Source organism: Sphingomonas sp. LaA6.9 (assembly GCF_022601895.1).
GTDB lineage: Bacteria > Pseudomonadota > Alphaproteobacteria > Sphingomonadales > Sphingomonadaceae > Sphingobium_A.
The window spans coordinates 64703-79368 of the sequence record NZ_JAKVIO010000018.1 but is presented as its reverse complement, the minus strand read 5'-3'; the positions used below and the strand labels follow the sequence as shown (position 1 = coordinate 79368).

Sequence of the window (14666 nt, the reverse complement as noted above, 5' to 3'; positions counted from 1 at the left end):
TGCCACAGGGCAATATTGTTCGAGGAACTCCTGCTGCATGGGCAGGCTGGCGACGGCGCTGGCGATATTGGCCTTCAGGTCGCCGAGCGCCTGTTGCAGCTGCTCCGGGCGCATCGCGTGCGCGAAGCGATGATATCCTTGCGGCTGCAATCGCTGGCCGAGCATGACCTGCACCCAGGAGTCGATCCGGAACAATTCCTCGACATGCTGATAGGCATGCGCGTCCTCGCGGAACAGCGCGATGCGCTGCGCCAGCGTGTCTGGAATGTCCATGGTCCGGCAATGCTGCCAGAAGGGCGTGTCGTCGCGCTCGGTCAACTTGTAGTGCATGATGACGAAGTCACGGATCTTCTCGATCTCGTCGCGCGCCAAGTCGTTATAGCGCCGCATCAGCGCGTCGTTGCAGCCATTGAAAGGGAAGAGCTGGATCAGCCGTGTGACCGCGATCATGATCATGTGGATGCTCGTCGATTCCAGCGGCTCGACAAAGCCGCTCGCAAGCCCGAGTGCGATACAGTTCTTGTCCCAGGCCTTGAGGCGGCGTCCGGCGCGGAAGCGAAGCTGCCAGGGGTCGATCAGCACCTCGCCTTCGATCATCTTGAGCAGCCGCGCATGCGCCTGATCGTCGGAGAGGTGATCGCTGCTGTAGACGAGCCCGGTGCCGACGCGGTGCTGGAGCGGGATGTGCCACAGCCAGCCCGCATCATGCGCGATGGCGCTGGTATAGGGCATTGCGGGACCGACGGCGGCGGTCTGCACGGGGAGCGCGCTGTCATTGGGCAACCAGTGCCTCCAGTCCTCGAACCCCGCTTTCAGCGTCTGCTCGATCAAGAGGCCGCGAAAGCCGGTGCAGTCGATGAACAGATCGCCCTCGAGCCGCTCGCCGGATTCGAGCACCAGCGCGGTGATGAAGCCCGTCTCGGGATGCTGATCGACCGAAGCGATCTTGCCTTCGACGCGGCGCGTTCCGCGGCCTTCGCTCAGCCGCCGCAGATAGCGGGCATAGAGGCTCGCATCGAGGTGATAGGCGTAATTGACCTTGATCTTGTCCGATGTCGCGAACTTTCCCTGCAGCGCGGCCTGCAGCTCGAAGCAATAGTCACCAAGGTCTCCGGCCAGACCCTGCGCCTTCGCGCCGAGCCAGACATGGTGAAAGTCGGCCATCCAGGTCGACTTTCCGAGCGTGCCGAAGGAGTGGATATAGCGATCGCCGATCTGCCCCCAGTTCTCGAAGTTGATGCCCAGTTTGAAGGCCGAGCCGGTCTCTCGCATGAATTCTTGTTCGTCGATTCCGATCAGGTGATGAAATGTGTGCGCGGTTGGAACGGTGGACTCGCCGACGCCAACGCGACCGATCTCGTCGGACTCGACCAGCGTGATGTCCAGCAGACTTCCCAGGCGCATGGACAGCGCGGTGGCGGCAACCCAGCCCGCGGTGCCGCCCCCTGCAATCACGACGCGCTTCACGATCTGTTCGGCCATGGCACTCCCCCCTTTTACGTGCTCACCGATTGAGCCGGTTCAGCAGCAATCCCCGCAAGCGCCGGGCCTTGATCTCGTCGAGCGGTCCCAGATTGCCGCGCGCGGCTTCGGGCAGGTGCGCCGCCGCGCGCTCGGCAGGGCCAAAGACATAATAATCGAACAGCTCGCGCCATGCCCGTTTCTCGGGCTCGGGACGGTCACGCAGGCTGAGCAGCGCATGCAGCAATGTGTTCATCGGCGTGTCCATGAAGGCGGGCGACGTGTTCCACCAATAGTTGATCATCACGTTGAAGGCGTCGAGCGCCTCGACCTGATGCCACCAGAGCGCTGGATAGAAGAGGATATCGCCCGGCTCCAGCTCGGCCACTTCGCCCGCCGCCAGCGCCTCTTGCGCGCGCGGGTAACGTTCAAGGTCGGGGTCGCGCAGATCGACCATGCTGACCACCTGGCCCCCGGGCGTGGGCTCGAGCGGGCCGGGGTAGAGATTGTGGACCTGCTCGGGCGGAAACAGCGTAAAGCGTCGGCGGCCGACCACGCAGCAGGCGATGTTGTTCGACATGTCATAATGCGCGCAGGCGAGCGTGCGGTTGCCGATCCAGATGCTGACGATCGGCGGGTTCTGCGCGAACATTGCATCGTTGAGTATGAGGTCGTTCTGATCCCTCATCCCCGGCAGGTGGGCGTCGACATCGGTCGAACCGATGTAGAAGGAAGGCGCGTCGGGATTGCCGAGCTCGCTGCGCATGCGCTCGAGATACTCGTCGAGCAGCACGCGCTCGCCCTCGAAATTGAGGCCCGTCAGGTCGTCATTGTAAAAATAGCGGCCGTTGATCTCGGGCGCCCCGGTATAGCCTGCGATCGGCCGGCCGTTGTAGAATGGCCGGAGATAGGCCATCGCCTGCTGCGCGCCTTCAAGGCCTCGCTCCACAAGCGGCCAGTCGCGCGCCACGCCTTTCAGAATCGCGGGCCGCTGGGCATCCATCAGCTCGGCATAAGGGATCGCGTCCGGCGCAAGTCCGGCGATCACTTGCGTCCTGCGTGCAACGGCCATCATCCGAAAGCTGCCGTTCTGTGCCGCCGCCAATGCATGTCAGCTCGCCCAACGCCTCCGGTTCTTGAGTTCGATAAGGCGGCTCACATTGCGCAGCGATGACGCGACCGAAAAGGCAAGGCGCAGAAAACCGGCCTTGTTGAGATGCTCGAGCGTAGCGCCGTCAAGCCCGGCCAGCCGATCCTCCCCGACGGTGCAGTAACTGGACACATCATATTGCTCGGTGTCGCTGATCTTGATCTCGAGCCGAACGGGCTCGATCAGGCCCGCCTGCTCGAAGGCGGCAAACATGGGTTTGCTGATCTCCAGCCCCGCGTAGATGACGCGCAGCGTGCGCGCCACATGCTCAAGATAGGGCGCGTTACCGCCATGTTGCAGAAAAAGCGGCTCGCCCTTCTCCCTGCTGATGCGCGGGTGGTCGAGATCGACATGGATCATCGGTTCGGCGCGTGGTTCATCCGCCCATTGCTGCGCCGCAAGCCCGATGGAAAAGGGCCCACGCTGCTGCGCGGCGGGTACGTAGCGTCCCTGCCAGCCGATCTTGTCGAGGAACAGGTTTTCGTCGCGGTCGAGACCGAGCAGCGCGACCGACTGGAACTCTCCGTTCGCATCCTTGCGAAACAGGATCGGGTATTCGCGCTGGATGTCCTCGAACTCGGTGGGAAAGATCAGGACCTGGTTGACGCTGTCGCCGAACTCCGCCGAATGTCCGGCGATGACACGCAGGTCGTGATGATCGACGTTGTTGAGTAATACCCTGTTGGTCATGCCATGTCCGGCCCGATTGGTCTTTCCTGCCGCGACGCGCATCCGCGGATATGCTGGTCATGATGGAACAAAGCGCCGGAGCGCTCAACCGGAATAGCGCGGTGCAAAAGAGGAAAGGCCGCCGTGAACAGCGGCCTTTCCCTTGTGCGACCCGCCCACTCAGAACCGGTAGCGCGCCCCCAGATAGAAGCGTGGTTTCAGCTCCTGCGCGAACCACAGCTGGTCCTTGTCGCGAGCATAGGTCCTGACCGGCTCGCTGGTCAGGTTGACGCCCTCGAACGACATCTGGATATTTTCGGTGATGTCGTAGGTGATGCTCAGATCCAGCGTGCCAAAAGGCGCAACGAACACCGGGTTCCTGCTCCCCTGACGGTTGAGCCTGCTGAGATACTTGTCGCGCCAGTTATATGCGATGCGCGCGGAGATGCCGTATTTCTCAAAGATGCCCGTAATGTTGTAGCTGTTGGCAAGACCGGTCAGGGCGAACTGGTCCTGGTTGGGATCGGCGCCGATATCGAAACCTACATCGCCGTTCACATTGGTGTACGAGCCGGCGATGCCGAAGCCGCTGTCTCCGAAGAAATACTGACCCTGAAGCTCGAAGCCGTGAATGTTGCCCGTCTCGCTGTTGACCGGCGTGTCCACCGAGAAATTGAACAATGGATCGGACGAGTTCGCGATGATGTCCGTCCGTCCGAGCACCTGGTCGACGAACGCCTGATTGAGCGTGCCGGCCGTCTCGTTGGCCTGATAGATCGCGGAGGCGGCAGCGACCGTAGCCGCATCGATACCGCCGCCTTGCTCCTGGATCAGCGCGGTCATCGTGAACAGATTCACGTCGCTGATGTCGCGGCCGAGCCTTTGAAGTTCGGCCAGAGCAGCGCCCGACCGCGTTCCGGCCGCACCCGAGCTTGGGTCACGCAGACCGAACAGCGGTTGCTCGATCTGGCCGGCGCCGGGGAAGTTCTTCACCTTCTTGTAGAAGAACGCGGCCGAGACATAGCTGGACTTGTCGAAATACCATTCCAGCGACACGTCGAAATTGTCCGAGATGAGCGGTTTGAGGCCAGGGTTACCCGACGTGCCGGTCGCGACACCACCAGTCGCGGTTGGACGGTTGGGATTGTTGTTGTCCACCGACCGGGATGCAAACAGGACCCCATAGTCCGGGCGGGCCAGCGTCCGGCTGTACGATACGCGCGCAAGGAGATTGTCCATCGGCTCGATCTGGAAGTCGATGGCCGGGAGCAGGTTGTTATACTCACCCTCCGCCTGGATTTGTACCGTCGCACTTGAAAGCACGGTCGTGAAATCATTGTCGGAAACCCATGCAATCCTGTCCGGCTGCGTGACGATGGAATTGGAGGTTACCTTGGTGTTTTCGTAACGGACGCCCGCGACCACACCCGCGGGCCGGCCCATGAAGTCGCCCTTCCAGGTGAACTGGACATAGCCAGCCCAGATCTTCTCCTTGACCTCGTCGTCCAGACCGGCCGTTGCGTTGACGGGATTGCCCGGCTGCACGCCTGGCAGGAGCGGGTTCCCGTCCGCCACATATGCCGATGACAGCGCCTGGTAGAGATCAACCGCGTTGCCGCGAAATGCGACCGCCGCATTCCCTGGCTTGTAGTGATCGAATTTGCACTCAAGGCAGAATTGGTCGATCAGGTCGCCGGCAATCGCCTGAACGTCGCCGACATTGTTGATGCCCCAGTCACCGAGTGTCTGCTGGGTCTGCGACCTCTGACTGGTCATCTTGGAGTCGATATAGTTCATGCCGATGTCAAAGCGGCCGCCCCCGTCGAACTCCCAACCCAGGTCGGCGGCGAACTGGTTGATGCGATGCTCCTGACGCGCGGTGACGGTGCGCGCCACCTGCGTTCCCAGATCGCCGATATCGAGTGCGCCATTGTTGTTGCCGCGAAGAGCGTCGTTGAGTGTCCACTCCTGAACCGGAATGCCGCCGCTGAAATCGACTGAGTGCGCTGAAACGACGGGAGCACCGATGCCGACGAGCGTCGAGCTCGCCCCATTGGGTGAATCGGGCCGGTCCTTTGCCTTGGAGGTGTTGGCATCGAGGTTCAGCGTGAAGCCGTCGCTGATCTCCCAGTTCGCATTCACGCCAAAGGCGTAAAGATCGGACTTGGTTGCGCGATACTGCTGCTCGAAGCCGATGTCCTTCACGCCGTTCAGCGTTTCCTGAAGGAATACCGTCGTGGGCACGACCGGGTTGTCGTCGAACCTCACCTGGTTGAAGGGCCGGTTGAACCAGTTGGTCTGGTCAAGGCGTTCCTCCTTGACCTTGTTCTGCGCATAAAGCGCATCGGCCGTCAGCGTCAGCGTCTCCATGGGCTTGAACTGCAGCGTCAGCAGCCCGTTGATGCGTTCGCGTTCCGATTCCGAATAGTGATAGCGGCTGTCATTGGGCACCCCGACCAGCGTCGAGAGATCGGTCGGCGCATTTTCGATCTGGGTCGCCTCGTTGGCCGGCGTCGCCGGATTGTCCGCGCGAACAAAGCCATTGTTGGGATTGAGGAAATCGCCGAACGTCCTGATGTTCCAGTCGTTCGAGGTCGCGCTTGCCGCCGCGCTCTTGCGGTCCTGATAGGAGCCGAACAGCGAAACGCCGAAGGTTTCCTCGTCATTGGTCCAGCCGACGATGCCGGAGAATTCCGGAGTAACCTCGAAGCCGTCAGCGCTCGTATCGTAAACAGCCTTGGCGCCGACGCTGCCATGCAGCCCCTTTTCGCCGCTTTCAAGCGGCCGCTGCGTCTTGACGTTGATGGTGGCGCCAATACCTCCCGACGGCAGCGCGGTGCGGGCGGTCTTGTAGACTTCCAGCGTACGAACGCCTTCCGAGGCAAGGTTCGAGAAATCGAAGGAGCGGCTGGTCGGCTGCTGGTTTTCGGCATCCTGGTCGCCGCCGACGACGCCAACGCTGGAGGTGGCGAGCTGACGGCCGTTGAGGGTGATGAGGTTAAATTGCGGGCCGAAGCCGCGCACTGTCACCTTCGAGCCCTCGCCGTTGACGCGGTCGATCGACACGCCCGGAATGCGCTGCAGCGACTCGGCGATGTTGGTATCGGGGAATTTGCCGATGTCTTCGGCCGAGATCGCGTCGACGACGCCCGTGGACTCGCGCTTGATGTCCATTGCCGCTTCAAGGCTGGCGCGGATGCCGGTGACGATAATCTCGTCTTCGGCGGCCTCTTCCTGTTGCGGCGCCGTATTCTGGGCAAGCGCGCCGCCGGGAAGCATCAGGCCAGCGGCCAAGGCGATCGACGATGCCGACCGCGTAAATATTGGGAGAAAACCTAGCCTCTTCATGAACCCCCTCCTCCTGTGCAGCTCTTACGGCATTGACAGCGCTGTCTGCGTTCAGATCAACTTGTCGATGTTATCGCTATCATACCGCCGCTATGGGTCAAGCCCGATTCGATGCAGTGAACGGGCATCTACGTAATAAAACTGCCTACTGTGGCCAAATTTCCACATTTTTTGGCAAGGCATCGCATCCCGATGCACGGATCTCTGCTCGCCGAACCGCGCAAGCGGTCGGAAATGCGGGACGAACGTTGTCTGAAACCATTGGCATCCTCCATCCAGATCAACGGAATCGGCAGCATCGGGTGGACAGGATCAGATTTTGTTGGCAACGTTGTCAACAGAATTGTTGTTTGGATTGAATGCGCGCCAACGCAGCGGCGCATAAGCAGGGGATTTCCAGGTGCTCCTTTCGACCGTGCGTCACGCTCTGTTTGTCGCGGCCAGTGTGGCCGCCTCCTGCGCAGTTGCGGGCTATGCGCAGGAAAAGCGGTCATCTGCCGTTCACCCCGAAATCTGGCCTAAAGCACAGTGGCCCTATCCGCACGACGACGCTCTCGAGGCACGCGTCACCGGGCTCGTGGCAAGGATGACGCTCGAGGAAAAGGTCGGGCAGGTCGTCCAGGCCGATATCGAAAGCGTCACACCGGAAGATCTGCGTCGCTATCATCTCGGTTCGGTGCTGAACGGCGGCAACTCGGCACCCGACGACGACGAATTTGCGCCAGCCGCAAAATGGCTCGCGCTCGCGGACCGCTATTACGACGCCTCGGTGGACACGACGGGGGGCCGCATTGGCATTCCGGTGATGTGGGGCACCGACGCGGTACACGGCCACAGCAACATCGTTGGCGCGACGCTATTCCCGCACAATGTGGGCCTGGGTGCCGCGCGGGATCCCGCTCTGATCGCGCGCATCGCCGAAGCCACCGCAGTGGAGCTACGCACCACGGGCATGGAATGGACCTTTGCGCCGACGGTGACGGTGCCGCAGGACCTGCGCTGGGGTCGCGCCTATGAGGGCTATTCCGAAGATCCCGCGCTCGTGTCGAGCTATGTCGGGCGCTTTGTCACGGGACTGCAGGGCGCGCCGGGCAAGAGCCCGATCCTTGCCGGGCCTCATGTGCTTGCGAGTACCAAGCACTTCCTCGCCGATGGCGGCACCTTCGAGGGGCGCGACCAGGGCGATGCGCGCATCAGCGAGGAGGAGCTGCGCGACATTCACGGCGCACCCTATATCCCCGCGATCAACGCTGGCGTGCAGACGATCATGGCGAGCTTTTCGAGCTGGAACGGCGAAAAGCTGACCGGCCATAAAGGGCTGCTGACCGACGTGCTGCGAAAGCGCATGGGTTTTGGCGGCTTCATCATCAGTGACTGGAACGCGCACGGCCAAGTCGCGGGCTGCACCAACGCCAGTTGTCCTCAGGCAATCAATGCGGGCCTCGACATGTATATGGCGCCCGACAGCTGGAAGCCGCTCTGGCACAGCCTGCTCGCGCAGGCGAAGGACGGTACGATCCCGATGAGCCGGCTGGACAATGCGGTCTCCAATATCCTGCGTGTGAAGATCCGCGCGGGCCTGTTCGAAGCAGGCCGCCCGTCGACGCGCGCGCTCTCGGGGCGCTTCGAACTGCTCGGAAGCGCCAGACACCGCGCGCTGGCCCGCGAAGCCGTTCGCAAGTCGCTGGTCCTGCTGAAGAACGAAGGACAGTTGCTGCCGATGAAGCCCGGCACGCGGATCCTCGTTGCGGGCGCCGCGGCCGATGATATCGGCCAGCAATCGGGTGGATGGACGCTCACCTGGCAGGGGACAGGGATCGACAACAGCCGCTTTCCAGGCGCGACCTCAATCTGGAAGGGCATAAAGGATGCTGTAACCGCGTCGGGAGGATCGGCGAGGCTGTCCGTCGACGGCAGCTATGTCGACAAGCCCGACGCGGCGGTCGTCGTGTTCGGCGAAACGCCCTATGCCGAGTTCCAGGGCGATATCAAATCGCTGCACCTGAGGGGTGACAATGACCGCAGCCTGACCATCATGCGTCGCCTCAAGGCAGCCGGAATCCCGGTCGTCGCGGTCTTCCTTTCGGGACGTCCTCTATGGGTCAACCGCGAGATCAACGCGGCCAATGCCTTTGTAGCGGCGTGGCTGCCCGGTTCCGAAGGAGCAGGGGTTGCGGACATGCTCTTCCGCAAGCCCGATGGCAGCGTCGCCTACGAGTTTCAGGGGCGGCTGGCCTATCGCTGGCCGCTGACCGCCGATGCTCAGGGCAAAGACCTTTTCGCGCTTGGCTACGGCCTGAAGTCGGGAGATGCGGGGGCGCTGGCTTCGCTTGCCGAAGATCCCGGGATCGCGTCGGACGCGGATCTTGCCGGCACCTATTTCGATCAGGGACTGCCGACATCGGGCTGGTCGCTGCAGGTGAATGACGGGACCGCCAATACGACCCGGATCACGACGACACCGGTCGAAGCGGCGGGCGGGCGCCTGCGCGTGAGTGCGGTCGACCATCTGACGCAGGAGGGCGCGCGGCGCTTCGTCTGGCGCGGTGACGGCCCGGCTACGGTGGAACTGGCCACCCACACGCCCATCGATGTCACGCGCGAGACCAATGGCGATGTGATGCTGCTCATGACGATGCGCGTCGATGCGCTGCCAACCGCAGGCGCGACGCTTACCGCGCGATGCGGCGACACCTGCCAGGGTGCGGCGCCGTTGCGGCTAAAGGGCCATATCGAGCCTGGGCAGTGGCGTACCCTGGGAATCCCGCTCAAATGCTTCGCTCAGGCAGGCGCCGACATGTCGCGGCTCGTCGCACCGTTTCAGCTGACGACGGCGGGGCGGATGGATCTGAGTCTGTCGCGGGTGGCGTTGGGGACGGTCGCTGACGACGTGCTGCCATGCAGTTGATCGGGACGCGGCAGCGGCTGCGCGGGCCAGCGCCGATCCAGCTTCACGCACTGACCAGCGTGACGGCGCGCCGCTCCCGCGCCGACCGGTAGATCGCCTCGATTATGCGGAGGTCCCTCAGCCCTTCCTCGCCGGGCACGATCGGTTCGTTCCCCGCGCTGACGCATTCGGGCAAATGGTCGAGCTGCGCCACAAACTGGTTCTTCACGGGCGGCGGCAGTTCGCGGCGTTCGGTAACGCCGTCCTTGCGAACATGCATGACATGGCCCGAATAGGGCGTCGCAGGTTCCATCGCGATCCAGCCATTGGTTCCGATGACGCGATAGTCGTTATGGCCCGAGCTGTAGCTCGACACACAGCTTGCGATCACTCCCGAGGGGAAGCGCAGTGTGAAGTCGATCCGGTCTTCCACGGTACGGAAGCGCGGATCGTCCCCGTCGGTTGATTCCAGCGCGACCACCTCGGTCGGTTCCTCCCCCGTCAGATAGCGCGCGGCATTGAGGCTGTAGATGCCGATGTCCATCAGCGACCCGCCGCCCGACATTGTACGATCCAGCCGCCATTGACCGGCGCTGATGTTGAAGCCATGCGCCGCGGTGATCTGGCGTGTCGGCCCGACAAATTTCGCGCGCGCAAGCTCGATCGCAAGGCGATTATGCGGCTCGAAATGGCAGCGATAGCCGATCATGAGGCGCTTGCCCGCCTGTCGGCAGGCCGCGATCATCGCCTCGCACTCGGCCGAGGACATCGCCATGGGCTTTTCGCACAGGACATGCTTGCCGGCGGAGGCGGCGCGGATCGTGTATTCGGCGTGCATGGAAACAGGCAGCACGACATAGACGATGTCGATATCCGGATTGTCGCGAATGCTGTCAAAGTTCTGATAATTGTACAAATGCGTGCGCGGCACGCCATATTCGGCGCCGTAGCGCTCGAGCTTGGCGGGCGTGCCGCTGACAAGGGCGACAAGGCGCGCACTTTCGCAATTTGCGAACTGCGGCATGATCTGTCGCGTCGCGTAGGAACCCAGCCCGACGATCGCATATCCCATCTTGCGATTACCCGGTGCGGACATCGCCGTGCCCGGTGCGATTGCGGCCGTCAGCATCGTCGATCCAAAGCCCTGTATCACGCTGCGTCTGTCATGCCCGGCGGTGCTCAACCGACTTCTCCCTGCAAAAGCGTGCGGCGATATGCAGAACTGGTAGCGCTATCTTAGCGAGCGAATGACCTGATTGCTATGCGCCGACCACGTGGTCAGTGTCATGTCGCCGCGTCGTGGGCCGATACAGCATGACCGTTGCCAGGCAGAGCGTCGCTGCGACGATGATTGCCGGCACGGTCGACCCCCCGGTCCCATCGGCGTCGGTGACGACCAGGCTTAATGCGATCAGCTGAGGCGCCAGCGCCTGACCAAGCTTGCGGGTTGTGGTCGACAAGGCATAGACGCGCGCCGCGCACGGCGCAGTGGCCGCATTGCATTCCAGGTCTTCGATCGCTGCAGGAACAAGCGACCAGAACATCACCGACATGCCGCAACTCGCTGCGATCGCGATTCCCAGCAGCAACGTCACCATGCCGATGCCCTGTTCGGGTACAAGGGGTATCGCCAGCAGCGCCCCCCAATGAATGGCGGCCGCCACCATCAGCGTGCCGCCACGGCCGAGGCGTTGTGAGAACGCGCTCCACATGGGCGCTGTAACGAGCAGAGCGACCGAGGGCAGCAGCGCCGCCCAATAGCCCCAGGCTCCGGCCTGCAGGTCATGTTTGTAGAGGAAGAGGATCGACTTGAAGGTAGCCGTGGTGCTGAGGCCGGCGACGAGGATGGTGGCCAGCAATCTGCGCAGCGCAGCACTCTCACGGAACAGTGCGAAATAGGCCCGGAACTCCGATGCGGGAGACAGGTGCCGAGAGGATCCGACGGTGGCGACCCGTTCGCGCACGAGCCGCCATGTCGTGAAAAAACAAGGTTGCGCAAGGAGCCCCAGAATGAGTGCGCCCGTCAGGAAGCGGTGCCCGCTGCCGGCATCATTCGCGGGCTCGACGGCATAGATCAACGCTGCCACCAGCCCGCCCAATGCTGCGCCCTGCATGCGGATGGACGTTAGTCTCACATGCTCGGCGGGATCGTCGGTCATGCGCGCTGTGAGCGCTGCATAAGGAATGTTGCCGCAGCTATAGGCGAAACGCAGCAAGATGTGGGTCAGCGCCGCATAGGCGATCAATGCGCCGCCGTCGAAGGGCGGCTGCAGGAACGCAAGCGCCAGCGCGGTCCCCACCAATGGCCCCGAAAGCAGGATCCAAAGCCGCAAGGGGAAGCGGTCAGCGGACCGGTCCACCGCCACCCCTATCAGCGGGTCGGCGATCCAGTCGACCATCGCGCCCAGCAGGAAGATCCCGGCCGCCACGCCGAGAGGGAGGTCGAGTATTTCCACGTAGAAAAACAGCAGGTAAAGCTCGATCGATTGCCACACGAGGTTGAAGCCGAGATCGCCGGCCGCATAGCCAAAGCGTTCGGTTCGCGCGATCAAGGTTCCGCCCGTCGCGGCCCTGCGGACTGCCTGACGATCAGCTCAAAGGGATGCTCGACCATTGGCAGATAAGGCTTCTTGTCGAGCATGGCGACGAGCATGTCGGTCGCCGATCGCGCCATGTCATAGACGGGCTGGTGGATCGTCGTGATGCGCGGCCAGGTCACCTTGGCGATCTGGCTGTCGTCGAAGCCGACGATCGACACATCGCCCGGCACGTCAATGCCCAAGTCGTGCGCCGCCATGATGGCGCCTCCCGCCATATCGTCGTTCTGCGCGAAGATGGCCGTCGGCCGGTCCTTTCGGTCGAGCAATCTTCGCCCCGCCTCCACGCCCGAATCATATGTGAACATGCCCTGCTCTATCAGGTCGAGTCGGGGCGGAATTCCCGCCTCTCCCAGCGCCTTGGAGAACCCGAACAGGCGCGCCTCGGAAGCAGAGTGTGTGGGATCGCCCTTGATGAGTCCGATGTCGCGATGCCCCAGTTCGATCAGGTAGCGCGTCATCGCGCACGCCGCCTCGACATCGTCGGTGGTCGTGCTTGGCCCGATATCGGGAAAGCGCGTCGGCGCAACGCGCGTGAAGGGAAATCCGCTCTCGCGCAGTTCCTCAAGGATTTTGGGATGATCGGACGCGGGCGGCGTCAGTACCACGCCGTCAAGGGCTGCGGATCGCAGCAGCGCCAGCATGTTGCCCGCAACGTCGGCGACCGATTCCACGGGCAGCACGACGAGGCGATATCGTTCTCCATGGAGCCGGTCGAGCGCGCCGTGCTGCAGTTCGACGACGTAGTTGGGGCTGGGATTTTCGTAAACGAGGCCAAGCAGATAGGAGCGTCGCCCGACGAGCCCCTGCGCGACGACATTGGGCTGGTAGTTGAGCGACTTGGTGGCGCGGCGAACCTTGTCCTGCAACTCCTTGCGCACATGCGGTTCGTTGTTGAGCACGCGCGACACCGTCTTGATCGATACCCCGGCAGCGGATGCGACATCGACAATGGTTGCACGCTTTTTGCCCGACATTCCCCGCCGCCTCGTTACTCGACATATGTGACCAGATACCAAAGCCTGTGCGAACCGCCATCATGCATTCTGCTTTGGCGGCTGCCGCGCTTGCGGACCGCCATTGCCGGCCTGCCTGAACTACGGTACCAATATTTGACAACGTAAGACAATGGCCCGCGAGAGGCTTTGGGGGATGCATGACGAACTCGGTTCATCAGGTCGAGGAAGTGCTGGTCGCCACGCTGGTACAGGTGATCGTGATCATCCTGGCGGCGAGGGCTGCAGGCAACGCCGCCACCGCGCTGCGTCAGCCAAGGGTCGTGGGCGAAATTGTCGCCGGCCTCATCCTTGGCCCCTCCTGTTTCGGCTTCCTGTTTCCCGAGGCGTCGGCAGCGATTTTTGATCCCTTGGGCATGCCGGTCATCCAGATCCTCAGCCAGATCGGTCTGATCCTGCTGATGTTCCAGATTGGCAGCGATTTCGACTTTGGCCATTTGCGCACGCCTCGCAACAGGCAGGCGACGATCCTGATCGCGATATCGAGCATCGCAGCGCCGCTCGGCGTCGGCGGGCTCCTCGGATATCTGACCGCGCCCATCCTTGCGCCGGGTGTCGATCCGCTCATCTACAGCCTCTTTCTTTCGGTTGCGTTTTCCATCACCGCCGTTCCGGTGCTAGGCCGCATTCTCAGGGAATATGCGCTGACGCAGACCGATATCGGCGTGATCTCGATCTCGGCAGCCGCGGTGAACGACGTCGTTGGCTGGACATTGCTGGCAGCCATAGCGGCCCTGGCATCGGCACAGTTCACGCTTGGCGGGTCGGGCCTGCAGATATTGGGGTTGATTGCGCTCGCAGCAGTCTTGCGGCTCTTTGGCCGCCCGCTGGTGGACCGGTTGTTGAGAGCCATGCCCGTCGCTGATGGGCAGGTTCCGCCACAACTGATGGTCATTGTCCTCGCGCTCATATTCATGGCGGGCATCGCTACCCAGAAACTGGGCGTTTTCACGATCTTCGGGGGGTTCCTGCTTGGGCTATTGTTCCACCGCCATCGCGATTTTGTCGACGCGTGGCAGCGCCAGCTGGGGCAGTTCGTGCTGGTCTTCTTCCTGCCAATCTTCTTCACCTATACAGGATTGGGCACCAATATCGCCGGGCTCGACACGGCAACGGATCTGGCGTGGTGCGCAGCCATCTTTACGGCTGCCACATTGAGCAAGGTTCTGCCGGTCTATGCTGCATCCCGCATAGCCGGTCTCGATGCCGTGCAATCGACCGCCACCGGTCTGCTCATGAACACGCGGGGACTGATGGAACTCATCGTCCTGAATATCGGCTTCAGCCTCGGCTTCATCCCGCAGGACGTCTTCACGATGCTCGTGATCATGGCGGTGGGTACGACGATGATGACAGGGCCACTGGTGCGACGCGCATTGCATCTTAGCAAATATCGCTCATCTGCGATGATCGAAGCCTGAGGAGGTCTGCCTACACATTCGGGGGCGGCAGGTTGGCGGTCCCGCGGCCTGCCGGGTGGCGCGCCACACCATAAGTGATTTGCAACCGAACGTTTCGTGACACTTGACAGATCGCAC

The 14666-nt window shown here is 62.5% G+C and carries 9 protein-coding genes; 2 read left to right on the top strand and 7 right to left on the bottom strand.

What is annotated here, in order from left to right; genetic code table 11:
* From MKI88_RS11005 to MKI88_RS10990, 4 genes are all read right to left on the bottom strand, one after another.
* Positions 1-1482 (bottom strand): tryptophan halogenase family protein (locus tag MKI88_RS11005; protein ID WP_241631424.1); only part of this gene is annotated, 1482 nt, incomplete at its 3' end.
* 22 nt (positions 1483-1504) lie between these two features.
* A complete protein-coding gene (locus tag MKI88_RS11000) occupies positions 1505-2536 on the bottom strand; it encodes a cupin-like domain-containing protein (protein ID WP_407073344.1) in 1032 nt (343 codons plus the stop codon).
* 36 nt (positions 2537-2572) lie between these two features.
* The gene (locus tag MKI88_RS10995; protein WP_241631423.1) at positions 2573-3301 is read right to left on the bottom strand and encodes a SapC family protein; all 729 of its coding nucleotides are present in this window, start codon (positions 3299-3301) and stop codon (positions 2573-2575) included.
* A 159-nt stretch (positions 3302-3460) separates the two neighbouring features.
* Positions 3461-6628, bottom strand: coding sequence for a TonB-dependent receptor (locus MKI88_RS10990; RefSeq protein ID WP_241631422.1), 3168 nt, complete (start codon positions 6626-6628; stop codon positions 3461-3463).
* A 400-nt stretch (positions 6629-7028) separates the two neighbouring features.
* Here MKI88_RS10990 and MKI88_RS10985 point away from each other — a divergent pair, with 400 nt between their 5' ends.
* Positions 7029-9536, top strand: a complete 2508-nt coding sequence (locus MKI88_RS10985; RefSeq protein ID WP_241631421.1) for an exo 1,3/1,4-beta-D-glucan glucohydrolase — start codon at positions 7029-7031, stop codon at positions 9534-9536.
* Positions 9537-9579: 43 nt separating this feature from the next.
* Here the strand turns inward: MKI88_RS10985 and MKI88_RS10980 are convergent, their stop codons facing one another.
* The 3 genes from MKI88_RS10980 to MKI88_RS10970 form a co-directional block, all read right to left on the bottom strand.
* A complete protein-coding gene (locus MKI88_RS10980) occupies positions 9580-10644 on the bottom strand; it encodes a Gfo/Idh/MocA family protein (protein ID WP_241631420.1) in 1065 nt (354 codons plus the stop codon).
* Positions 10645-10774: 130 nt separating this feature from the next.
* On the bottom strand, positions 10775-12067 hold the full coding sequence (locus MKI88_RS10975; RefSeq protein WP_241631419.1) for an MFS transporter: 1293 nt from the start codon (positions 12065-12067) through the stop codon (positions 10775-10777).
* Complete coding sequence (locus tag MKI88_RS10970) at positions 12064-13089, bottom strand: LacI family DNA-binding transcriptional regulator (protein WP_241631418.1); 1026 nt, start codon at positions 13087-13089, stop codon at positions 12064-12066. The genes MKI88_RS10975 and MKI88_RS10970 overlap by 4 nt, the downstream gene beginning before the upstream one ends.
* Before the next feature lie 179 nt (positions 13090-13268).
* Here MKI88_RS10970 and MKI88_RS10965 point away from each other — a divergent pair, with 179 nt between their 5' ends.
* The gene (locus tag MKI88_RS10965; protein WP_241631417.1) at positions 13269-14549 is read left to right on the top strand and encodes a cation:proton antiporter; all 1281 of its coding nucleotides are present in this window, start codon (positions 13269-13271) and stop codon (positions 14547-14549) included.
* Positions 14550-14666: the final 117 nt, after the last annotated feature.